Below are 23670 nucleotides of genomic sequence, written 5' to 3' on the forward strand. Positions count from 1 at the left end.
TTTATCCTTCTACTTCATGATCGCAAACGGTAACGACATTGAACCAATACTGGCCAATGGCTTTTGTCACTTCGCTGAGCCGCTGAAAAGTAGGCGGTTTGGTAATGAAGCTATTCGCTCCGTTAAAATAGGATGTCTCGATATCATCTTTTGCATCAGAAGTCGTTAGCACCACAATGGGAATGTGGCGAAGCTCATCGTTCGCTTTGATTTCCCGCAAAGCCTCTCGGCCGTCTTTACGGGGCATATTCAGGTCCAGCAAAATCAGCTCAGGCAACGTATGGCCCGATTGCGCATAGCGTCCCTTGTAGTTCAGAAAATCAAGCAAATCTTCCCCATCTTCCGCGAACGAAATACGGCTGGATGGGTAATGCTGATGAAATGCTTCACGAGTGAGGTAACGATCGTCCTCATCATCGTCAACTAGCAGAATATGAATAGCTCTCTGTTGGGTTTGATCGGTCATAATCTTGTAGTGATTGACTTTCAGGCAAGACAACGATAAACGTTGTTCCCTGTCCTGGCTGACTTTTAGCGGTTATGTATCCGTGGTGCGAAACCGTGACCCGCTTACAAATGGCTAGCCCGATACCAGTACCTTCAAATTCACTCTTGCCGTGCAATCGCTGGAAAACTTTAAAAATATGGTCTAAATATTTTTCGTCAAAACCAATTCCATTGTCCTGAACCGTGATTTCCGAGTAAAGACGCTCTGAAATTAATTCAGGGTAGGCTGACCCCTTCACAGAACGGGCCTGTATTCGAATCAACGGCTGCACATCCGGCCTGGCGAACTTCAATGCGTTGGAAATCAAGTTCGTAAACAGATGGTCCATCTGGCTGCTGATAGCCGGAATCGTTGGCAAGCTGCCTACTTCGACCAGAACATTTAGCCCCTTGATACGCAATTCCTGATCGTCAAGGATACGCTGAATAATCATACCCAACGGCACCGGTTTGAATTCTTCCTGATGGTTGGAGATGCGGGAAAAATTAAGCAGATCCTTAATCAATTTTGACATACGCTCAGCAGAATGAACAATCTTGTTCATAAACAAGAGGCTGTCGCCATCAAACAAGTTACCGTAACGATCCGTAATCAGGTTGGCAAACGACTGAATCTTCCGGAGCGGCTCCTGCAAGTCATGGCTGGCAACGAACGCAAATCGCTCTAACTCTTCGTTAGACGATTCCAGTTGCCGGATTTGCTCCCTCAGTCGCGCTTCGTATGCTCTCAACTGGTCTTCGTTCTGCTGCCGTCTGGCTAGCTCCTGTTCCAACAGTTGATAAGAAACAACCAGTGATAAGAATGTAAGCAGCGATAAAGCGAATATGATGATAAGCGTATTGCGGAATGAGCGGGCCGCCTGGCGGTTTCGGGTTTCCATCAGCGACCGTTCGGTATCGACCATAACGGCAATATGCCGTCGGAGCACATCCATTCGGCGCTTACCCTCCCCGTTTAAACTGCGGGTGTAGGGCACATTCATCGAGCGATTTTTAACGCGCAACTGCGAAAGCGCCAACTTATCCGCTACCAAATGATCGAGTTTACCCGCCCGTTGTATCTGTACGGTATTGTCATTGTCGGCCATGAGGGTGTGTAGCTGCTCCAGTCGGCTTGGAAGCACCGTTATGGCCACCTGATAATTGTCCAGGTAAGCTGAATCGCTGGTGATAATGTAGCCTCGCGATCCCGTTTCAACGTCTTTGACCAACGATAAAATACTTTCCAGTGAACCGACAACCTCGTAGGTGTGGCGAACGCGTTCAGTATCTGTACGATACTGATTATAACTGTAAAATGACAAAGTGAACCCTGACGCAATGAGAACCATCGCCACGAAGAAGCCCAGCGCAATGCGTCGGTTCATAATCTTCGGGGCCGATTGTTTAAGTAATTTCATTACGCTAATAAAATCTATAGACTGCAAATATAAATAAAGAAATGGGCAAACTTGCCTTTGTTAAGCCGTCTATAGAGGGTTGATCACCTGGCACTTTCTAGAGTGTTTCGACAACTAAATTGTGATTCGTGTAAATACACACATCAGCAGCAATGTGTAGGCTTTCGCGTACCATTTCTTCGGCGGACAATGAAGACGCGTGTTTCTTGAGGGCTACGGCCGCCGATTGGGCATACACCCCACCTGACCCAATGGCTGCAATCTCGTTGTCAGGCTCAATAACATCACCCGTACCTGATACCAGCAGCAAATCATCTTTGGTAGCGACAATCAACATCGCTTCCAGTTTGCGTAAATAGCGGTCTGTACGCCACTCTTTGGCCAGTTCGATAGCCGCTCGCTTCAGATTACCGCCGTAAGCGTTCAGCTTTTCTTCAAATCGTTCAATCAACGTAAAGGCGTCAGCCGTTGAACCGGCAAAGCCAGCCAGCACTTTACCGCCCATTAGTACGCGAACTTTACGGACATTACTTTTGGCAACGGTATTGCCCATGGTGGCCTGGCCATCGGCGCCTAGTGCGACTTGACCATTGTGCCGGATACCGACCACCGTAGTTGCATGAATTATAGGTTGCATGGAATAAAATTGTTAGCTTCTATAACGCACAAAAGCCTGTTTACGGTTCATGTAGTGCCGTTTGCTCATCTCCCATAAGGCGTCGTGATGCAGAAGTCATTCTTTAACTTCGGCAAATGGGATAGGCCGATTAACGCTCTCTTCCAGGGATATAAACGTTTCGGTGCGTTGAATACCAGCCACTTTTTGAATCTTGTCGTGCAATACTTCACGCAGATGTTGCGTGTCGCGGCAGACGATTTTGGCAAAAATGCTGTAGATACCCGTTGTGTAATGAACGTTAACTACCTCCGGAATTTTTTCCAGTTGTTCGGACACTTCACCATACAGCGAGCTTTTATCGAGGTAAATTCCAAGGAAGGCGCTAATGTCCCAACCCAGTTTGGCGTGATCGATCACCAATTGCGACCCGCGAACGATACCCATCTGCTTTAACTTGTTCATTCGAACGTGAACCGTACCTCCCGAAACAAAAATACGTTTACCGATTTCGGTGTAAGGCATGTTGGCATCCTGCATTAATAAACTCAGTATTTTTAGATCAGTATTATCAATTTCTAAATTTTTCTCGGTCATTTTTAGTTTGTTTTTGATAACTGTTAACAATAATAGCCATTTTTTAAATAGATTATAAATTTTGCGAATTTTTTATATGAAATTTGCAATAGAGCAATAGGCTGTATTATCTTTGCATTGTCAAGTTGATCGAGCGGGGTCACACGCCGGTCTTCTTGATAACTTTTCTCACACTGTAGGATGTCGAAATTGGCAGACGTGCCCTCCTGTCTCGGGGGTGGTGATAAAGGATAAACGCAGCATAATGCCGCCTGCAAAGGCGACTGGGGTTGACCACCAGAGTTGTACTGTGGCTAACTGCACCGTGGGCGGTTCGAGTCCCCCTCCTACAGCATTTGGTTTTTAGTTTGTTGATGAAGTGTAATTGAACACGCCGGCTCCCTGATGAGTCCGGCGTTTGTTTTTTTGTGCCCGTTTAGATATAAGCGAAAGGCGGACTTTTTTAGTTATTTTTGCCGTTTAGTAGTAAAGACTCCTCCGTTTTACAACGTGAAACATATCCGTAATTTTTGCATTATTGCCCATATCGATCACGGCAAAAGCACGCTAGCTGACCGACTGCTCGAATTTACCAAGACTGTAGGGTCCCGCGATATGCAGGCTCAATTGCTCGACGACATGGATCTGGAGCGCGAGCGGGGCATTACCATCAAGAGCCACGCCATTCAAATGGACTATATGTACAATGGTGAGTTGTACACATTGAACCTGATTGATACGCCTGGTCACGTCGATTTTAGCTACGAAGTATCGCGATCCATTGCTGCCTGTGAGGGTGCGCTGCTACTTGTCGATGCCTCACAGGGTACAGAAGCGCAAACCATTTCCAACCTCTACCTGGCGCTCAACAACGATCTGGTCATTATTCCTGTATTGAATAAGATTGATCTGCCCGGTGCCATGCCCGAAGAAATTAAGGATGAGATGGTCGATCTGCTGGGTTGTGATCGCAATGACATTATTCCAGCATCGGGTAAAGAAGGCATTGGTGTTCCAGAAATCCTGGCGGCCATCGTCGAACGGATTCCCCCACCAAAAGGCGATCCCAACGGTCCTTTGCAAGCGCTGATTTTCGATTCGCATTTCAACTCCTACCGAGGTATCGAAGTTATTTTCCGTGTCAAGAACGGCCGCATTCGCAAGGGTGATAAGGTAAAGTTCATGAACACCGGTAAAGAATACTTTGCCGATGAAATCGGAACGCTACGCCTGACCCAGGAACCCAAAGACGTTATCGAGTGTGGTGACGTAGGATACCTGATCTCGGGAATTAAGGTAGCCAAAGAAGTAAAGGTGGGTGATACCGTTACAACCATCGATAACCCCGCCAGTGCCGCCATTCAGGGTTTCTCGGAAGTGAAACCGATGGTCTTTGCCGGTATCTATCCGGTAGAAACCAGCGAGTTTGAAGACCTGCGCGACGCGATGGAAAAGCTGCAACTCAATGATGCAGCTCTGGTTTGGGAGCCTGAAACATCGGCGGCTTTGGGTTTTGGATTCCGGTGCGGCTTCCTGGGAATGCTCCACATGGAGATTGTACAGGAGCGGCTGGAACGCGAATTCAATATGACCGTTATTACCACCGTACCGTCGGTGCGGTTTGAGGTATTGACAACCAAAGGTGAAGCTATTCAGGTGTCGGCACCCGCTGACATGCCCGAACCAAACCTAATCGATTTCATTGAAGAACCGTTTATTCGGGCGCAGATCATCAGCAAGTCCGAGTACGTCGGTGGCATCATGAGTTTGTGCATGGACAAGCGAAGCATTCTCAGAAATCAGGTTTACTTGACCGCCGACCGGGTAGAACTTCAGTTTGAAATGCCACTAGCCGAAGTTGTCTTTGACTTTTTCGACAAATTGAAGACGATCTCGCGTGGCTACGCGTCGCTTGATTACGAATTCATGGACAACCGCGAATCGGACATGGTGAAGCTGGATGTGATGCTCAACGGCGATAAAGTCGATGCGTTATCGGCCATTGTCCACCGGTCGAAGTCGTACGAGTGGGGTAAAAAACTCTGCGAAAAGCTTCGCGAACTGATTCCTCGTCAACAATTCGAAATTGCCATTCAGGCCGCTATCGGTCAGAAAATTATCGCCCGCGAAACGCTGAGCGCCCTTCGGAAAGACGTACTCGCGAAGTGTTACGGCGGTGATATTTCCCGGAAACGTAAACTGCTTGATAAGCAGAAGAAAGGAAAGAAACGGATGCGTCAGGTGGGTAACGTCGAAATCCCGCAGGAAGCATTTATGGCCGTCCTTAAGATAAATTAAAGCCGTAAAAAAAGCCCCGTTGATCGATCAACGGGGCTTTTTGTTTTTATGAGCGTTACTGACTTACTACTTTGATAGCTCCCTTCACGTCGGAGACTTTCTCGCGTAGTGCTTCCAGTGAGGTGTCCATAACGGTTACGTGCCCCATTTTACGAAATGGTTTGGTAATCGCTTTTCCGTAAAAGAATGGAAACACACCAGGCATAGCCAACAGATTTTCCAATCCTTCGTACACCGCTGGTCCCGTAAATCCATCTTCGCCCAGCAGATTAACCATGGCAGCAGGTTGATAATCCGCTGTATCGCCGAGCGGATAATTGAGAATAGCCCGCCAATGCTGCTCGAATTGAGAGGTCACGTTAGCCCGGATGGTGTGGTGACCGCTGTTGTGCGGACGCGGAGCCACTTCGTTAATCAGCACATTGCCGGACTTATCGAGGAACAATTCAACGGCTAGCAAGCCAACGATTCCAAACGCTTCGGCAGTGCGACGGGCAATATCCTGTGCCTGCTGGTTTATCTCCTCCGAAATTTCAGCGGGCGCAAACAGGTATTCGACCAAATTCAATTCGGGGTGAAAAACCATTTCAACGGTTGGGAATGTCTGCACGTCTCCCCGTTCGTTGCGGGCAACAATGACGGCTAGCTCTTTCTCAAAATCGACGGCTTTCTCCAATACGCCGGGCGCGTCAAAGGCTTTACCCACATCGGCGACCGACGAAATGCGTTGCACTCCCCGTCCGTCGTACCCATCGCGGCCTAACTTGTGAAAGGCGGGGAAAAAATCAGGCTGATGTATTTCAACCAACGCTACGTCAGCGCGGTTTTCGGTCAGGATAAAATCGGCAGTAGGCAGGTTGTGATCGCGGTAGAACTGTTTCTGAAGCCGCTTATCCTGAATAACCCGGATAACCGAAGGTTGCGGAAAAACTTTCTTTCCTTCGCGTTCGAGCGCTTCGAGTGCTTCCACGTTCACACGCTCGATTTCGATGGTCAGCACGTCAACCGTTTGGCCAAACTGGTAAACCGTGTCATAATCAATCAGCGATCCCTGCGTAAATTGCGTGCAAAGGTGGCGGCAGGGTGCTTCGGCGTCGGGGTCGAGAATATTGACGCGAAGATTCCAGTCGATAGCGGCCTGCAATAGCATCAGACCGAGTTGGCCCCCGCCAAGAATACCAATGGTAGGTGTCAAAAGAGTAATTGGTTGATTAGAAATTTATAGTGCAAAATTACCGCAATCAGCCAATTACCCTAATTACTCGGTACACACAAAGACGCTTTTAGGCGCTTTCTTAGTTCTTTTGTGTAATATCAGATCCACCCGACTTGCTCTTTGCCAGCACTTTAGCAGATCCATAATAGTATATATCTGAACCGCCCGATGCTTTCATGCTTAATTCCCGAGAAGCATTAACGTACACGTCAGAACCACCTGACGAGTTTGCATTGCAGGTTTCAACGGTCAGTTTACGCGCGTCGAGGTCAGCTCCGCCCGAGCCGTTTGCATTGAGCGTCCGCGCTGAGCCCTGAATGATGGCGTCGGCTCCACCCGATGCCGATACGTTCAGTTCATCGGCTTTAAGCTCTAGTTTCACGTCGGAGCCGCCCGACGCTTCCACGTTCAAATCATCAAACGATAACCTGCCTTGCCCAAACACGTCAGCCCCACCGGATGCGTGCAGATCCGTCAGCTGTTTAAACGTCAGGTACGCTTTGACGTATGTGTTCTTTCCAAAGCTCCAGTTCATCACACCTTTGCGGTCAATGTACAGTTTCAAAACGCCGTTTTTCACTTCTGACTTCACGTCCTCTTCATCAACCCCTTTGACATCAAAGGTTAGTTTTTCGGAACCGCCCTGGGAGAGATAAACATCAATACCGCTACTAACGCTCAACCCCGTAAACCCCGACACAGTGCGATCTTTTTTCCAGTCAGTGCTAGCCGAATGCATGCCAGACGCTACAACAAACAAGGATAGTACTATTGCTTTCATGCTTTAAGAAACGAGTTGGTTTATGTGAAGATGTAACAAAAGCGCATTAAGTTGCACAACTGCTCAGAAAATATGTCCGATTTCAAAAGTAGCTTTGTCCGCTGCCGGACGAGAAGTCGGAACGATCTAAACCTAATTTGTTATTAGACAACCACTTACAAACGTGGCACGACAGTTGAGATTGAGTGAGACAGACGCAGACTTTGCAAGCGCAGGTATTATTCACGCAGGGCACCTAAATTCTCAACCTCGACTAACGCATTCAACGATAACCGATTATGATTCAGCTTAATAACGTCGCTAAATATTACCCCGCTGGCTTTGGCCGAATTTACGTACTCCGCAATATCAATCTGGAGATTGCCCAGGGTGAGTTTGTGTCTATCATGGGGCCATCGGGTTCGGGAAAGTCCACATTACTGCACATTCTGGGACTGCTCGAAGAACCGTCGGAAGGGGAATATTTATTTGATGACCAGCCGGTTCAAAAACTATCCGAGAAGAAACGAACGGAGCTTCACCGCACGCAGATCGGGTTTGTGTTTCAGGCGTACCACCTGATCGACGAACTGACCGTTTACGAAAACATCGAAACGCCCCTGCTTTACAAAGGACTAGGCGGTTCAGAACGAAAAAGCCGGGTAGCTGAACTCCTCGACCGCTTCAATATCGTTGCCAAAAAAGACTTATTCCCCGCGCAACTATCGGGTGGCCAACAACAGTTGGTAGGTATTGCAAGGGCCTTAGCGGCTGAGCCGTCGGTGATTTTCGCCGATGAGCCAACCGGTAATTTGCACTCTGATCAGGCGCGCGACATCATGGAAATTTTCAGCGAATTGAACAAAAAGGATGGTGTTACCATCGTACAGGTAACCCACTCGGAAGCCAACGCGGCCTACGGTTCGCGGATCGTCCGGCTGAAAGATGGCTGGCTGGAACCTGAAGAAGCTAAAGTATAGCTTGACAAAACAGGAAGACTACGGTGTCGGTTTTGAGAAACCGACACCACACGATACCCGAAACTGACACGCAAGGCCGGGCTTTACTTCTCCGTACTTTTTAACGCCCAATAGATAAGCGCTGGCTGGAAAAGCAAACGAACAAAGCGTTTTCTGTCGGTATCTAAACCGAACGCACTTCGGTTGTTGACGTATTGAGAAATGTTTCCGGGAAAAACAGCCGCAAAGAACGCAGCCGCCACCTTACCAACCGTTTCCTGATGCTCTTCATCGGTGAAGATGAGGCTACTTCCCAGGGCGATTTCGGCGATGCCTGAATAAACAACTGTGTCATCTACATCAAGGGGAACCCAGTCCGGGACTTGTGCCCTGAAATCTTTTCTCAAAAAGGTCAGGTGGCCTATTCCGGCAAATAGCAGGTTTGCGCCAAGCAGAAGTCTCGCTGCTTTTTTTACGTTTTTCTCGGTCATAACGGTGAATTGTTTAGCACTGGTATTGAGCCGGTCATGTACCTAATAAGGCTACCACAAGGCTCGGTATGTTAACCGTACACCCTTCCGATTGTTGGCAGTCTCTAATGACAGCGCAATAGGTTTACTTCATGGTATACGTTCTCACGGGTTGACCCGTTACCCCTACCAAGAGCTCGGTTTGTCCAGCCACACGTACAACAGAGAGATCGCGAACATCACCGCTCCAACACAAACCCGACTGTGGCATGGGTACGTAAGCAAATAGGGGCTTTCCTGGTCGAGATCGGTTCAGAAACAGTTGCCCTCGATTGGCATCCGACTTACCCAGCCGAACCCGATTGTACTCGCGGTTACCGCCAATGATCAGGTCGAGCAAACCGTCCTTATTTACATCAACAGCGGCCAATGCGTAAGCCGGAGTAACCTGCGCTTCTATGGGCAACGGTTGCACAATAAAGCGGTTCGACTCATTGTGAAACAGCACCGTTCGTAGCTCGGCAGCCTGAAGCTTTTGCGCCCTTTTTAGCTCATCTTCCGTAAACAAATCGGTAATCGTAGCTTTTGAGTAGCTCGTATAGTCGGTGAACTTCTTGCGTAGCGCAACTACCTGATCAAGCATTTCGTCGCGGGCGTTGAAAGGAAACGGTTCTTTGGGTGATTTAGCATTTCTATCATAACCGGCCAGCACGGGTAGCTGATTTCCGGTGATGCTTTCCATTCCGTACAAGGTTAACGGGTGGTTTAGGTCGGCCCGCAACTGGCTATTTAAACCGGCATTAGCCGCTATGATATCGGGCTTTCCATCGTTGTCGAAATCGCCCACCAGCAGCCGGTTCCAGCAACCCGTTACAGCTGACAAACCGTTGTTCAACGGCTGCATCTGCCCTTTCTGAAACGTAAGCGTCTGAATTGGTCCAAAGTCTGTCGCCACAATTAGTTCAGGTTTACCATCCGAGGTTAGATCGGCAAAAACAGCATCGGTGACCATACCAAGTTGCTTCAACGTGCCCTGTTGCGTCGTACCATCTGAGAAATTTCCTTTGCCATCGTTCAGCAACAAATGACTCACTGGCGATTCTGGATAGCGGCCCGACACAACCCGCGCGCCAATGAACAGGTCACGGTCGCCGTCGCCATCCACGTCAGCCGTGCGCACACACGATGCGCTAACAAGCACATCAGGGAAAGCATTAGCCTTCGTCAGTTTTCCGGTACCATCGTTCAGATACAAGCGCGCTTTCAGTCGAGCGTCATCGGCAGGCAGTTCATAACCGGCGCTTGCGACAACCAGATCGAGGTCCCGGTCTCCATCCACATCTACCCATTCGGCTCCGGCATCTTCACAAGCCCGGTCGGCGACGAGCGCGGGCTGCGAAAGAGGAATAAAACGTCCCGCGCGTTGTACGAAAACCTGTCCACCCTGCCCGCGTCCCCCACCAACAAATACATCATCGAGTCCATCGCCATTGGCATCACCAACCGCAAAACGGGGACCTGTCTGCGACAGCATGTATGGTAATAATGGCTGAACTTTGAAATCATTGATCGTATCTTCCCGATGCAACGCGGGTAGGTTTTGCGTAACGTCCCAGTACGGTTTAAGAGTAGCCTTTAAAACAGTTTTCGTAGTAGGTTTGTACGGAATAATTAATTGCGGCTTTCCGTCGGACTGAACACGCTGCGTTTTCCCATCGGCCCACCGAACCGTGACCGAATCAACGCGTGTCGTATTTCCCAGGCCAAACAAAAAAGGGCCATACATCGCCGACTGGAATCCCCGAACCGGCATGAATTCCTGCATCTGCATTCGTCCACCCGCCCAGACACTCACGCGCGATCCGATCAGCTTAGCCGGATTAGCGCCCGCCAGTTGAACCGACAAATAATGATTTGATGCGTTTTTCTCCGCGTGATTCTCGTAAACAGTAGCTTCCGCGTTGACATTGTTGATGACTAAGTCCAGGTCACCGTCGTTATCCAAGTCCGCGTATACAGCCCCATTCGATAGTGAAGGCTCTTTAAATCCCCAGTCGGTAGTTTTGTTTTCAAACGTTAGCTGTCCTGTATTGCGAAAGATGTAATTAGACTCGTCAATGCTGGGCATTTTGGCAATTACCGCCATCGGGTCGGATGACTTGCCAGTTTCGCGCGTTTTCAACTGTTCATCCATCGTGAACTTCAAAAACTCCATGTTCGTGTAATCGCGGGCGTAGCCGTTGGTAACGAACAGATCTTTCCAGCCGTCATTGTCAAAATCGGCGAAGAGGCCAGCCCAGCTCCAGTCCGTGTTTGAGACACCCGCTAATTGCCCTATTTCGCTAAAAACAGGAACAGCAGGTTTCGTTTTTCCCCCACTATTCGCTTCTGGTTGATCACCCACGTTCAATTGAAGCATATTACGCATCGTCTGGTGGTGAAACCCAGCGCGTAGCAGTTGCTCATATTTATCGTAATTATCGTCGCCCGACGTTAGTTTGATCCGCTCGTTATTTTCCGGCAGCATGTCGAGCGTTAGCAGATCCGTTCGGCCATCGTTGTTGATGTCAGCCGCGTCGGAGCCCATCGAATACAGTGACGTGTGCCCCATCGCATTCCGCACCACTTCCTGAAAGCTTCCATTCTGCTGATTGGTGTACAGATAATCATTTTCGTTGTAGTCGTTGGAAACGTACAGATCGGGCCAGCCGTCGTTGTTGAAATCGCTCACCGCTACGCCAAGACCAAAACTAAGCACGTTGGAAACCATACCCGCTGATGTTGATACGTCAACGAATTTACCGTTCTGGTTCTGGTACAGTTTGCTTGAATAGTTGGGGTTGTTCTGCTGTTTATAACTGCCGATCATACGGCTGAATCCGGCAAACTCCTGCACCGAGTGGTTCAACAGAAAACAGTCTAGATCACCGTCGCGGTCGTAATCGAAGAAAGCGGCCTGGGTCGAATAGGCCGGATCATCTAACCCGTATTCAGCAGCTTTTTCCGAAAACGTTAAATTTTTGTTGTTGATGAACAGTAAGTTCCGGCGCAATCGAACATCGACAGCCGCTGACCGACAAACGTAAATATCGAGCCAGCCATCGGCGTTGATATCGACTAGCGAAACGCCGGTGTTCCACCCATCGGCGGCACCAACGCCCGCTTTGTCGGTAATATCCTCGAAGGTTATTTCGCCGGAATCCGGTTCCGTCTTGTTTAGATACAGTTTGTTGGCATTGAGATTACCGGTAAAATACAGATCCGTCAGACCGTCGTTGTTGAAATCACCAGCGGCCACCCCGCCCCCGTTGTAGAAATAACCATACTTCAGGACGTTAAACTCGGGGGCTTCATCGAGTGTATTCTTGAAGGTGACGTTCGTTTGGGATGATGAAAGTTTCTCGAACAACGTATCGTTTTCCTGACAACCAGCCAGCAACAATATAAGCAAACCTAGTTGATACGTCTTCATTGAATGCAATTTACAGGTACGGTTGGCCTTAAATCGTGAAAGCGGACGAGTTACCGCCCGCTTTCACGACCTATGTACTAAAGATAACGTCAATTAATTTTTATCCCACCATAATGGCGTAGTCACTTTATCGGGTCCATTCAGCAACGACTCTGCTTTTTTGGCTTCGACGGCGTTGGTCTGCTGCTCGACGAGCAGAATAGGTATCCGGCGCAGTACGCCACCCGCCGGAATATCCGGGTTGTCGGAGTTGGCGACCGGGTACAATTTCGGGAAACGCGTCCGGCGGTACTCGGCCCAGCCTTCAAACCCATCCGGGAAAATAGCCAGCCATTTCTGCGTACCGATCTGCTCCCGCTGGATAGCTTCGGTGCTGCCCCAGGCAACCGGAATGTTGCTCAACGGACTTGATTTCAGGTAGTCATTTGGCGCTACGGGCGTTTTGGTGCTATTCTGATAAGCTGTAATAGACGCGGCATCCGTTACACCCCACTGCTTTAAGGAGTTTTCGATTCCTTTGTTATACAACTCCTTCGCGGTTCCGCCCATTTTCCAGCCGTTCAGGGCTCCTTCGGCCATCAGGAAATACGCTTCGGCAGTAGCCATCACGTTTTGAGCCGTTCCCAGACCGGTTGAAGTCCAGCGCTGGCCTACGTGCGAATTGTAATCAGCGGTATTGGTTGGATCGGTCAACTGAGTCGTCGTCAAACCGTTCCGCAGCCCTTCGTAGCTATTTGTTTTCACCGCCGGTAGAAAGTAGGTCGGCAGCCGTGGGTCTTCATACCCTTTGAGCACCGACTCCATAGCCGCACTCATCCGAAACTCGTTCCAGTCCGACATGATGGCCAAACCATTATTGTCGCCACCTTTCGTGCTACGCTGCACCAGGGCATCGTCGTCGGGGCTAGTCGTCAGGATTCCACCCGCAACGGCGGCTTCCGCTTCTGATTTAGCGCGGGTCGGATCAACTTTAGAGATCCGTAGCGCCAACCGCAACCGGATTGTATTGGCAAACTTGATCCATTTGTTCACGTCACCGCCGTAAATCAAATCAAACGAGCCGTAGGGCTTCTCAGCCGTTTTCGCTTTCAGAACCGTCGTGGCAGCGGCTAATCGCTTGAAGAAATCGTCGTAGATCTTGTCCTGCGCGTCGTAAGCAACCGAGGTGGCCGGTTCACCCGCTTTGAAATACGGAATAGGTCCGACATAATCTGTCCAACGGTGGAATGAATATACCCACCAGATGCTTGCCAGCGCATTTTCCGCCGAACTGGCATCGGTACTCGACAGAATAGTTTTCAACTGCGGGACAACCTCCGTGTACTGAGCGGTCCAGGGGCCTTGTAGCCAGTCCATGCGAATGACGAACCGATCTGATGGAAAGTACGTAGCGACGCAGGCAAAATACTGCGCGTACTGGTCAGAGAAAAGATTCTGCCCAACCTGGTAATTACCCGCCGGAAGCGTCGCTGCCGATTGCGCTTTGGAAAACAGGTAAGGAATTTCACCCGTACCAATGATGGTTACTTTTGTTTTGTTGGTATTGATCTCGTCAAAATTGTTGGTGCAGCCAACCGCCCAGAACAAAGGGGCCGAAAGAGCAGCTGCCACAACAGACTGACGTAGCCGTTTTTTATAGGAAGTCATAGTGACAATAGTTTCAAGTTTAGAAAGAAAGTTTCAGGTTTACGCCCAGACTGCGGTTGGATGGCAGCGTACCATACTCAACGCCCTGAAAGTTTCCGTTACCGATGTTAACGTCCGGATCAAACCACATCGTACGCTTGCCAACGCCGGGGATATCCAGTAGCGACTTACCCCGGTAAATCCAGAACAGGTTACGAGCGACAAACGACAGCTGTGCCGATTTGATGAAAATGTTCGACGGCACCGGAATTCGGTAACCCAGCGAGAGTTCGCGAACGCGGAAGTTGGTAGCATCGTAAGCGAAAAATTCACCCCAGCCGTAACGCTTACCCGATACGGTCTGCCAGAATTGCTCAGCCCGGATTGCCTGCGTGTTTTCTCTGCCGGCCCCTTCGATCGTTGTACCATCCGCACCCGTAACACCCCCTGTTACCGCTGGCAGTACCCAGTTTCCTTCCCGCTTCTGAGCGGTTGCTTCCGTGATACCGCTGAATGCGAGGTTCATTTCTGTACCCGACACCGCAATACCGCCTAACCGGCCATCGACCAGTACGCGGAGTGAAAAGCCTTTGAACGTGAAGCTATTCGTCAGACCCAGGAGCATCTTCGGATTAAAGTTACCGATGTATTCCTGATCTTTCGTGGCAATTGGTAGTCCCGTAGACGTAATTGACCGGCTTCCATCGGCAGCCGTTATTGATTGAGAGGCAACCACGTAGCGGCCATTCGCATCACGCTGCCAGCGGTAAGCGATCAGATCGCCGTAAGAACCGCCTTCCTGCACGATTGGCGACGCCGACCGACCAAATCCACCCGACAGGAACGCCGTTTTGATATCGGGCGACAGACTAACGATTTTGTTGCGGTTCAACCCCATGTTGAACGTCAGGTCCCACGAGAAACGGTCGTTTTTGATAGCCGTTCCGTTGATTACAACCTCAAGTCCCATGTTGCGAATATCGCCCGCGTTGATGTACTGCTCTTTGAATCCGGATGCCGGAGCCAGACCCAGTTTCAGCAATTGGTTAATCGAGTTCGTTTTATAGGCCGTAATCGTTGCCCCCAGGCGGTTACTCAGGAAACGGGCGTCAATCCCTATCTCCAAACTTTTCGTGATCTCCGGTTTGAGGTTACCGATAGCCTGCGTTCCGTCCCGGCTGATAAATCCAGAACCAGCCCCCTGCGAGTACGAGTAGTTTGTTTGCAGCAGGTAAGGATCTGCACTGTTACCCACTTGGGCGTACGATGCGTTTAGTTTCAGGAACGATAATGGTCCCGATAGTTTCAGCAGATCGGACAACACGACCGAAGCACCGACCGACGGATACTGGAATGAGTACGGTTTAGGCAGCGTTGATGACCAGTCATTACGCAAACTGGCATTGACGAAGATAGCATCCCGCCAGGCCAGCGATGCCTGTCCAAACAGCGACTGCGTCTGTACGCGCGTAAAATCGTCCGTCAAGCTCTGGTTCGTACCAAAGTTCAGGTTAAACCGGTTTGGTACATTCAAGCCATCCGCCAGCGCGTATGTCGACTGATAGCGGGTGTCTTGGATAATCGCACCAGCTTGATAATCGAGCGAAAAATCACCGCCGATTTTGTTTCTACCTTCGATCAACAAATCATACCAGCTTTGCGTATTGACAATGTTGTTGCGGGAGAATTTACCACCGGCCTGATTGGCCCACAGGATCGTACCCTGCGAGTAGCTTTCTTCATTTTTGTCGAAGTACTTATCGAGGTTAGCCCGTCCCTGAATACTCAAGAAATCGGTTAGTTGGTATTTCGCCAGAACGAATCCGATAACACGGTCACGATACTGGTTGATAGCGGTCTGGTTCAGCATCCAGTACGGATTCTGGTAGATCGAGTTCAGCGTAGAAGGCCAGGCCGTTGGCGTCGGCTGGTCGAAGGCGTTGGGAGCCGCGTAATTCTGGGCATTAGCCAGACTAACGTTCCGGGGAATCTGGTAGATGTCCATGACCGGCGCGTTTTCTTCGCCCGTACGGGGCTTGTTCAATACCGACTGGTTGATGTACGTTACTTTCGCGTCGGTCGACAACTTCGAGCTGATCTGGTTTGATAAGCGCAGGTTGATCGTGTGCCGCGTCAGGTTGTTGCCCGGTACCGTTCCCTGTAGCGCGTTGTTGGTGTACGACAAATACGTCTGCGATTTGTCCGATCCACCCGTGATACCAACCGAATTGTTAAGGCTTACGGCGGTCCGAAAGAAATCACGGATGTTGTTTGGCTGAGCCGAATACGTATCCTGCTGGCCGAGGTAATTTGTGTACGACTGACCCGTCATGGCTGCTCCCCAGCTGTCGCCTTTTTCGGCGTTCAGAACACCACCCACACCTTGTCCATACTGGTTTTGTACCATGGGCAGGGCAAAGGGTTTGTCAACAGAAACGCCCGAGTTCAGATCGACCGAAACCCGCCCCGATTTACCTCGTTTCGTTGTAATCAGGATTACGCCGTTGGCCGCCTGGCTACCGTACAACGCAGCAGCCGAAGCACCACGCAGCACCGTTACGTTCTCGATGTCGTCGGGGTTGATGTTCGACGCACCGTCCGAATTGGCAACGCTACCAAAGTCGCTCGTTGCTTGTCCGAACGTGCTGTTGTTGATTGGAACACCATCGACGACCATCAGAGCGTTGTTCGTTCCCTGGATAGAGCGGTTACCACGCAACACAATGCGTGAACCCGAACCCGGACCACCGGACCCCTGCGTAATGTACGCGCCCGCAATTTTGCCCTGCAATGTGTTCAGGACGTTACCGTCGCGCACTTCGTTGATTTGCGCAGGCTTGATGGTCTGCGTGGCATAACTCAGCGCTTTTGATTCCCGCTTAATCCCCAAGGCCGTTACGACTACCTCACCCAGCACCCGGTCGTCAGACACCAACGATACCGTAATCTGCGATTGGCCGGGCGTCAACGCTACATCTTTCGTTACGTACCCTACCGATGAAACGGTTAACACGACATTTCCGCTCGGTACTGTCAGCCGAAAATCACCTGCCGCGTCGGTCGTTGTACCGCGTGTGGTTCCTTTGATGACTACGTTCGCCCCGGTGATAGGTTGCGTCTGATCATCGCGAAGTGTGCCGGTTATCTGCCTGTCCTGCGCTAACGCTAGGCGCGTCGTGGCAACTATAAGCAGCACACAAAAAAGTAAGTATTTTTGCATAGGACGTCAATCTGGTTTGGTTAAGTCAATATTTTAAAAAATATACAAAATGCATAGCTACAAATTTTAAAATTTTATTTTATCTGCAATCCATAAGAACCAAACTTTTTTATGCCGAAAAAAATATTTTCCATGTACTGCTTGACAGAGTGATATTTTCGCCCTTTACTTTGCAAAACAAAGTACTTTAAATACATGCAACAATCACTCTACCTCGCTGCTCGTCGGCCAGACGATCAGTACAGTCGCCCTAAAGTGGGTAAAGGTTTGACCGCACTAGCGGGCTTAACGGTAGCCGGTTTATGCTTAGTTGTCACGCGCGGGCTTCTCACTGGCAACTGGTGGTTTTTTATCATGCTGACCTGGAATCTGTTTCTCGCTTTTTTTCCATTAGGCGTGGTCCTTATCCTACGTGATTTGCGGTCGGCTGGCTTTACCAATCGTTGGCTACTCGGAAGTGGTTTGGCGCTCTGGCTGGCCTTCTTACCCAATGCTCCTTACATTATTACCGATCTTTTCCACATCAAACATGTGGATAACCCACTGCTTTGGTTCGACACGATGACGCTTTTTCTGTTCGCGCAGACGGGGTTGCTGGCGGGTTTGTATTCATCTTTGGTCGTGCACCGGCTATTGCGCCCGCTCATCGGCACTCGGCTAACCTGGATTGTAGCACTATCCAGTCAGTTGCTATCCGGTTTTGGCATCTATCTCGGACGGTTTGGCCGGTGGAACAGCTGGGATGTCCTGACCAAACCATTGGCTTTGTTTGATGCGATTGCCGGGGCTGCCGATAACCACTTGAGCTTAAAATTGACAGTAGCCTACGGCTTCGTCCTGGTGGTACTGTATATCGCTTTCTGGTGGTACGTTGACTATGAGCGCGATCAGGCCAATTGATACCGACTCATGCGTTGCGTCATGTAAACCTTTTCTTGATTAGTCAACTACCACTACCCCATTTAGTACTATGTTTGCCTCATGATTAAGGTTCGTAAAGTTTGGCGTAGTTTTGGGTTTGCGGGGCAGGGTATTGTCGATTTGTTCCGTTACGAAAACAATGCTAAAGTCCATTTACTCATCGCAGCCCTGGTCGTTGTTGTTGGGTTGTGCTTACAAATTAGCCGGTTGGAGTGGGCCGTTATTCTAACGCTGATCGGGCTAGTTTGGGCAGCCGAAGCCTTTAATACAGCGATTGAGAAGATTTGTGACTTTGTGTCGCCAGGTTTGCACCCTCAGATCAAAGCGATCAAGGATCTATCGTCTGGGGCGGTACTGATTCTGGCGATTACTGCTGTACTTGTCGGCTTGATTATTCTGGGCGGCAAATTGCTGACGATGCTTTGACGTTTATTTTTTGAGTAAGGTCTCCTTTTTTATTCCTATCAATCAGGACCTACCATTACAACCGTACGGGCGATCCCGTAACTATTAGTTTCCATGCACGAATCGCGCGAACATCTACAGACGCTGACGGAAATCCGCAGTCTGATGGAACGCTCCTCAAAATTTCTCTCCCTCAGCGGTTTATCTGGCGTATCGGCGGGAATTATTGCGCTCATCGGGGCAGCTGTCGTTTACCTTCGTCTACAGACCGATACCTTTCAGCTGTTGAACTATCAGCGGCTTGAGCTTTACGATACAGCAGCGCACCAGTCCATCCGCGAGTTTTTATTAATCGTGGCGTTTAGCGTCTTACTCGCTGCGCTGTTAGCTGGGAGCTATTTTACAATCCGAAAAGCCCGTCGGCAGGGAGCAAGCGTCTGGAATGCGTCGTCGCAACGGCTGGTCTGGTCGCTGGCCGTGCCCTTGGCAACAGGCGGCTTCTTTTGTCTGGCGTTACTGCATTACGGGCTGATCTGGCTGGCCTTCCCGGCAACGCTTATTTTTTACGGATTGGCGTTGCTTAATGGAAGTAAATACACCATCCGTGATGTCGAATCGCTCGGCTACTGCGAAATCGGGCTTGGTTTATTATCGTTGTTCTGGCCGGGATACAACCTGCTGGCCTGGACAGTCGGCTTTGGCGTGCTGCACATCGTGTACGGACTAGCCATGTATTTTAAATACGAACGTAACACTGCATGAAAGATCTGCTGGCTCAGTTTAATAAAGCTTTTGAGAGTAAAGCGCGGCTGAATATCATGTCAGTACTCATGGTTAACGACGCCATGAGTTTTAATGCGTTTAAAGAACTGCTCGGCCTAACCGACGGGAATCTGGCGACTCACCTGCGGGCGCTGGAAGAATCAGGTTATGTAGCCGTCCAGAAACAATTCATTGGCCGAAAGCCTAATACCACGTATTCGACTACCGACGCGGGCCGACAGGCTTTTGCCGATCATCTTACCGCGCTGGAGGAGTTTATCAAGAATATGTGATCGTCCCGCCGTATGACTAGTATCTTTACGGCAGCGCCATTTATACATTATGAAAGTAACCGGTTTCAGCATTGTCCGAAACGCCATCAAGTTCGATTACCCCATCGTAGAAGCCATTCAATCTGTTCTGCCTCTTTGCGATGAATTTGTCGTAGCAGTCGGTCAGTCAGACGATGACACGCTCGCGTTGATCCAGCGTATTAATTCCACTAAAATCCGCATTGTCGAAACGGTTTGGGATGATTCGCTACGATCAGGTGGTCAGGTTTTAGCCGTTGAAACCAATAAAGCCTTAGCTGCCGTTTCAGCCGATACGGACTGGGCTTTTTACATTCAGGGGGATGAGGTTTTTCATGAGCGGTATATCCCCGCTGTCCGACAGGCGATGGAACGGTACCTTGATCAGCCTGACGTAGAAGGGCTTCTGTTTAAGTACCTGCACTTTTATGGTTCGTACCAATACATCGGTGACTCTCCGCAGTGGTATCGCCACGAAATACGCATCATTCGCAACACGGGCAATGTGATTGCTTACCGGGATGCTCAGGGGTTTCGCACCAAAGACAATCAGAAACTGCATGTTAAGCCTGTCGATGCTTACGTTTATCACTACGGCTGGGTAAAGCCGCCTGAGGTGCAGCAGGAAAAAATAGCCGGTACGCGACGATTCTGGCACAACGACGATCAACCCGCCCAACCGCAGCAGGCCCCCGATCCGTTTGATTACAGCACGATTGATGCGCTGGCCGAATTCAAGGATTCCCATCCAGCCGTTATGCAGCCCCGCATCGATGCCCAGCACTGGCAGTTTAACTTCAACATCCGCGAAAAAAAGTATTCATTCAAAAATCGGCTCAAAATCGTCGTCGAACGGCTAACCGGCTGGCGCATGGGCGAGTATCGCAACTATAAATTGCTTCGGTAGTTTGATAGACAACTACTACTGAACAACTTTATGGCCGACAGCCAGCAGCAAACGCCTGCCAAGCCCCAACTACGGTCGATGGACGCGGACGGAGAACGACGGGCATCCTGGGCTGAACTACTCAACGACCTGGTTTTTACGGTGATCATCATGCAGTTGGCCCAGCGGCTGTTGACTTCGCTAACGGGTGAATCACTCGCTGAATTTCTTCTACTATACGTACCTATCTGGTGGCTCTGGAATGGAGAAACCCATTATTCTACCCGCTTCGACAATGAGCGGGACGTTGTCCATCGGGTGCTTAGCAGCCTGCAACTACTCGGTCTGATCATATTGGTGGCTTCTATTCCCAGAGCCCTTGAATCGAATCTATCCTCTGTTGTTTACGCGCTAAGCTATTCCTTTACCCGGCTGATTTTGCTGATCGAGTACGGTCGCGCCTGGTTTTACATTCCTAAAGCACGCCCTTACATCCAGCATCTTACGACTGGTTTTGCCGCTTCAATTCTGCTTTGGGTTGCCTCGACCTTCGTCGAAGCGCCGTATCGATACATTCTATGGGGCGTTGCGGTGCTTATTGAGCTAGGCACTCCGTTGACCACGTCGGGTAATCGACTGTACAAAGATTTACCTCCTGATGTACGTCATCTACCCGAACGCTACGGATTATTTACGCTACTCGTTCTGGGGCAAACGGTTAGCAGCGCAGCCCAGGGCTTGATCGAAAGCGGCTTCGATCTTAAAACAATTGTCGCAACGCTGCTTGGTGGCATCATCATTATTGGGCTCTGGTGGGCCTATTTCGACCGCTTAGACGACGATGCCGTCCGCCAGGTCAGAGAAGGAGGTGATACCCGCTTGTACACAGCCTGGCTATATTTGCACCTGCCATTGACCGTTGCGTTGACGACGACAGGCGTTGGTTTAACGTTAGCTATAAAACATATCAACGCTACTGAACTCCCTCCTTCGACACACTGGCTATTCATCGGTTCGGTATCTGCTTATTTACTAACCGAGGGATGCATCAGTTTAACGACCTTAAAGGCTGGACCACCGCATCCAAGCTTTACGCGGGGTATTTATACACGACTTGGTATCGGTATTTTTCTGCTTGTCGTTGGCGTACTAACTTCACTAAGTGCAATGCAATTATTGCTTCTTTCAGCAGTTAGTATCACAGGACTTATTGTAAGCGATCAACTTGGGCCGGAAGCTCCCGAAAGTGCCGAACGTATCGGGGGCACAACGTAACGTCTGGCTTCGTTTTAGTTTTGCTATGGAAACTACACATTCTCCCATTCGTCCAATTCCCGTTCATCCGGGTTTACCCGTTATAGGCAACACGCTTGAGTACCTACGCGACCCACTAGCATTTTTTCGGCGGCTCCAACGGGATTATGGACACGAGCGCATGGTACGCATCAATGTGGGTGGTCGTGCCACAACGCTCATGCTTAAACCCGAAGAAACCAAGCAGGTCGTTCAGGAAAATAACCGCAACTATGGCCGAGGCAAATCCTTTGCGATCTTAAAAACGTTTCTGGGCAATGGCTTATTAACGAGCGAAGGCGACTTATGGCGTAAGCAGCGTCGACTGGCTCAACCCGCTTTTCACCGGCAAAAACTGGCAATCCTGGCCGAAACCATGATTGAAGAAGCGGTAGCCTGGGCCGATCGCCTAGAAAAAGTAGCGGATAATAAACCCGTCAATTTCTCCACGGCTACTACCGACGTTACCTTACGCATTGTCACAAAAACATTGTTTGGCAGTAGTCTGGGCGACCAGCTAGACAGTCTTTCTACTGCCCTGGCGAATCTGAATCATTTTGCAATCAATGCCGTCGTTAATCCGATTCGCGCGCCGAAATGGGTACCGACGCCCAGTAAACGTAATTTTGAACGCGCAACAACGCAGGTCAATAACCTGATTTTCGGCATCATCGAATCCCGGCGCAAGACAGGCGAAACCCGCGACGACTTACTCGATATGCTGCTGCGCGCTACTGACGAAGAAACGGGAGAAGGCATGTCAGACGAACAGCTTCGAGACGAGATGGTAACGCTGTTTACGGCGGGCCACGAGACCACAGCCACGTCAATGGCCTGGACGCTGTACTTGTTGGCGCAACACCCCGGCATTCTTCAACGAGCAAAAGCCGAAATTAGGGCAACACTTGGAGAGCGCAGTCAGCCGTCGGCGGACGATTTGCGGGCAATGCCCTACTCATCGCAAGTTATTAATGAGTCATTACGGCTTTATCCGCCCGGCTGGGTAATGAGCCGACTGTCGCTTGGACCGGACCGCTTTGGAGACCACGCCATAGCCGCTAACGAAGGTGTACTGCTCAGCCCTTACGTGTTGCATCATGATCCGGCTAGCTGGCCCGACCCCGAACATTTTGACCCTGAGCGATTTGCGCCCGAACTCAGTAAAGAAAGACATCCATACGCCTATATGCCTTTTGGCGGAGGGCCACGGCTGTGCATTGGTAATCAGTTTGCGCTCATGGAAATGCAGGCCCTATTAATTGTTTTACTGCATCGCTTTGAGCTACGTCCTGTACCCGGTTTACAGGTTACGGCTCAGCCACTCATTAGTCTTCGCCCAAGGCAGGCGGTCCAGATTTATCTGTCTTAAAAATTAAAATTATATTTTCTAAAGAATCTTAATATGTAACCGTTCCACGGCAATTGCTAAATCATTAAAAACTAAGCGGTACGGTTACTTCTTGCTCTAGTAGCGTGAAACAGAATTGTATCTTTCGCAGCCAGTATTGACATTGTGGTCAAGATGCCCAAACTTAGGTAGTCCATTGATGTTCTTATTTCAATTCACTTTTAAAAGCGACACAATGAGACTACAAATTAATGCAGTGCGGTTCACCGCTGATCAGAGCCTGTTAGACTTCATTCAGGCCAAGTTGAACAAGCTAGATACCTTCCACGACCGGATTATCGGTGGAGAGGTTTTCCTTAAGTTGGATGGGGCTGATTCTAACAAAGTCAAAGAGAAAGTAGTCGAAGTTCGGCTCACGATCCCCGGCAAAGAACTGTTTGTAAAAGAACACGACAAAAGCTTCGAGAGCGCAACCGACAAGGTACTTGAGGTCTTGAAAGACAAGCTTGTTCGCTGCAAACAAAAACGGAATGATATTTTCAGCCCGGCTATTACCGAAGCCAAATCCCGAATGAGCGACGAAGAAGAGGTTCTCGAACCCGATGAGTTATAAAAATCCCCTAA

General features: G+C 49.7%; 20 protein-coding genes. 10 read left to right on the forward strand and 10 right to left on the reverse strand.

Annotated elements, in window-relative coordinates; all coding sequences use genetic code 11:
- Position 1: 1 nt before the first annotated feature.
- The 4 genes from M0L20_RS03220 to M0L20_RS03235 form a co-directional block, all read right to left on the reverse strand.
- Positions 2-466, reverse strand: coding sequence for a response regulator (locus M0L20_RS03220; RefSeq protein ID WP_232559418.1), 465 nt, complete (start codon positions 464-466; stop codon positions 2-4).
- Positions 420-1907 (reverse strand): sensor histidine kinase, encoded by a 1488-nt coding sequence (locus M0L20_RS03225; protein ID WP_248475670.1) that lies wholly within the window; start codon positions 1905-1907, stop codon positions 420-422. Before M0L20_RS03225 ends, M0L20_RS03220 begins: the two co-directional genes overlap by 47 nt.
- Before the next feature lie 97 nt (positions 1908-2004).
- A complete protein-coding gene (gene hslV / locus M0L20_RS03230) occupies positions 2005-2544 on the reverse strand; it encodes an ATP-dependent protease subunit HslV (protein WP_232559420.1) in 540 nt (179 codons plus the stop codon).
- A gap of 96 nt (positions 2545-2640) precedes the next feature.
- Positions 2641-3120: an Lrp/AsnC ligand binding domain-containing protein gene (locus tag M0L20_RS03235; RefSeq protein WP_232559421.1), complete on the reverse strand. Its 480-nt coding sequence runs from the start codon at positions 3118-3120 to the stop codon at positions 2641-2643.
- A 489-nt stretch (positions 3121-3609) separates the two neighbouring features.
- On the opposite strand from M0L20_RS03235, the gene lepA reads away from it, so the two are divergent.
- On the forward strand, positions 3610-5397 hold the full coding sequence (gene lepA, locus M0L20_RS03240) for a translation elongation factor 4 (protein ID WP_232559422.1): 1788 nt from the start codon (positions 3610-3612) through the stop codon (positions 5395-5397).
- Positions 5398-5452: 55 nt separating this feature from the next.
- On the opposite strand, the gene M0L20_RS03245 is transcribed toward lepA, so the two are convergent.
- A complete protein-coding gene (locus tag M0L20_RS03245) occupies positions 5453-6592 on the reverse strand; it encodes a 5-(carboxyamino)imidazole ribonucleotide synthase (RefSeq protein ID WP_262923842.1) in 1140 nt (379 codons plus the stop codon).
- Between the two features lie 100 nt (positions 6593-6692).
- Entirely contained in the window at positions 6693-7394 is a 702-nt protein-coding gene (locus M0L20_RS03250; RefSeq protein ID WP_248475672.1) for a head GIN domain-containing protein, read from the reverse strand.
- A gap of 278 nt (positions 7395-7672) precedes the next feature.
- Here M0L20_RS03250 and M0L20_RS03255 point away from each other — a divergent pair, with 278 nt between their 5' ends.
- Positions 7673-8353, forward strand: coding sequence for an ABC transporter ATP-binding protein (locus M0L20_RS03255; RefSeq protein WP_232559424.1), 681 nt, complete (start codon positions 7673-7675; stop codon positions 8351-8353).
- 83 nt (positions 8354-8436) lie between these two features.
- On the opposite strand, the gene M0L20_RS03260 is transcribed toward M0L20_RS03255, so the two are convergent.
- The 4 genes from M0L20_RS03260 to M0L20_RS03275 form a co-directional block, all read right to left on the reverse strand.
- Entirely contained in the window at positions 8437-8823 is a 387-nt protein-coding gene (locus M0L20_RS03260) for a DoxX family protein (RefSeq protein WP_232559425.1), read from the reverse strand.
- Between the two features lie 124 nt (positions 8824-8947).
- Positions 8948-12274 carry a VCBS repeat-containing protein gene (locus tag M0L20_RS03265; protein WP_248475673.1) on the reverse strand — a complete coding sequence of 1109 codons (3327 nt, stop codon included), beginning with the start codon at positions 12272-12274 and terminating at the stop codon, positions 8948-8950.
- 93 nt (positions 12275-12367) lie between these two features.
- Positions 12368-13921 carry a SusD/RagB family nutrient-binding outer membrane lipoprotein gene (locus tag M0L20_RS03270; RefSeq protein ID WP_248475674.1) on the reverse strand — a complete coding sequence of 518 codons (1554 nt, stop codon included), beginning with the start codon at positions 13919-13921 and terminating at the stop codon, positions 12368-12370.
- Positions 13922-13940: 19 nt separating this feature from the next.
- Entirely contained in the window at positions 13941-17120 is a 3180-nt protein-coding gene (locus M0L20_RS03275) for a SusC/RagA family TonB-linked outer membrane protein (protein WP_248475675.1), read from the reverse strand.
- 195 nt (positions 17121-17315) lie between these two features.
- Here M0L20_RS03275 and M0L20_RS03280 point away from each other — a divergent pair, with 195 nt between their 5' ends.
- From M0L20_RS03280 to M0L20_RS03315, 8 genes are all read left to right on the forward strand, one after another.
- Positions 17316-18020, forward strand: coding sequence for a DUF1361 domain-containing protein (locus M0L20_RS03280; protein ID WP_248475676.1), 705 nt, complete (start codon positions 17316-17318; stop codon positions 18018-18020).
- Between the two features lie 81 nt (positions 18021-18101).
- A complete protein-coding gene (locus M0L20_RS03285) occupies positions 18102-18467 on the forward strand; it encodes a diacylglycerol kinase family protein (RefSeq protein WP_232559430.1) in 366 nt (121 codons plus the stop codon).
- Between the two features lie 93 nt (positions 18468-18560).
- Positions 18561-19208 carry a hypothetical protein gene (locus tag M0L20_RS03290; protein WP_232559431.1) on the forward strand — a complete coding sequence of 216 codons (648 nt, stop codon included), beginning with the start codon at positions 18561-18563 and terminating at the stop codon, positions 19206-19208.
- The gene (locus M0L20_RS03295) at positions 19205-19501 is read left to right on the forward strand and encodes a winged helix-turn-helix domain-containing protein (protein WP_248475677.1); all 297 of its coding nucleotides are present in this window, start codon (positions 19205-19207) and stop codon (positions 19499-19501) included. Before M0L20_RS03290 ends, M0L20_RS03295 begins: the two co-directional genes overlap by 4 nt.
- Positions 19502-19550: 49 nt before the next feature.
- Entirely contained in the window at positions 19551-20426 is an 876-nt protein-coding gene (locus M0L20_RS03300; RefSeq protein WP_248475682.1) for a glycosyltransferase family protein, read from the forward strand.
- Between the two features lie 30 nt (positions 20427-20456).
- Positions 20457-21680 carry a low temperature requirement protein A gene (locus tag M0L20_RS03305; RefSeq protein ID WP_248475683.1) on the forward strand — a complete coding sequence of 408 codons (1224 nt, stop codon included), beginning with the start codon at positions 20457-20459 and terminating at the stop codon, positions 21678-21680.
- A 25-nt stretch (positions 21681-21705) separates the two neighbouring features.
- Complete coding sequence (locus M0L20_RS03310; RefSeq protein ID WP_248475685.1) at positions 21706-23067, forward strand: cytochrome P450; 1362 nt, start codon at positions 21706-21708, stop codon at positions 23065-23067.
- A gap of 214 nt (positions 23068-23281) precedes the next feature.
- Positions 23282-23659 carry an HPF/RaiA family ribosome-associated protein gene (locus M0L20_RS03315; protein WP_232559436.1) on the forward strand — a complete coding sequence of 126 codons (378 nt, stop codon included), beginning with the start codon at positions 23282-23284 and terminating at the stop codon, positions 23657-23659.
- Positions 23660-23670: the final 11 nt, after the last annotated feature.

The organism is Spirosoma liriopis (assembly GCF_023196085.1).
Classification (GTDB): Bacteria; Bacteroidota; Bacteroidia; order Cytophagales; family Spirosomataceae; genus Spirosoma; species Spirosoma oryzicola.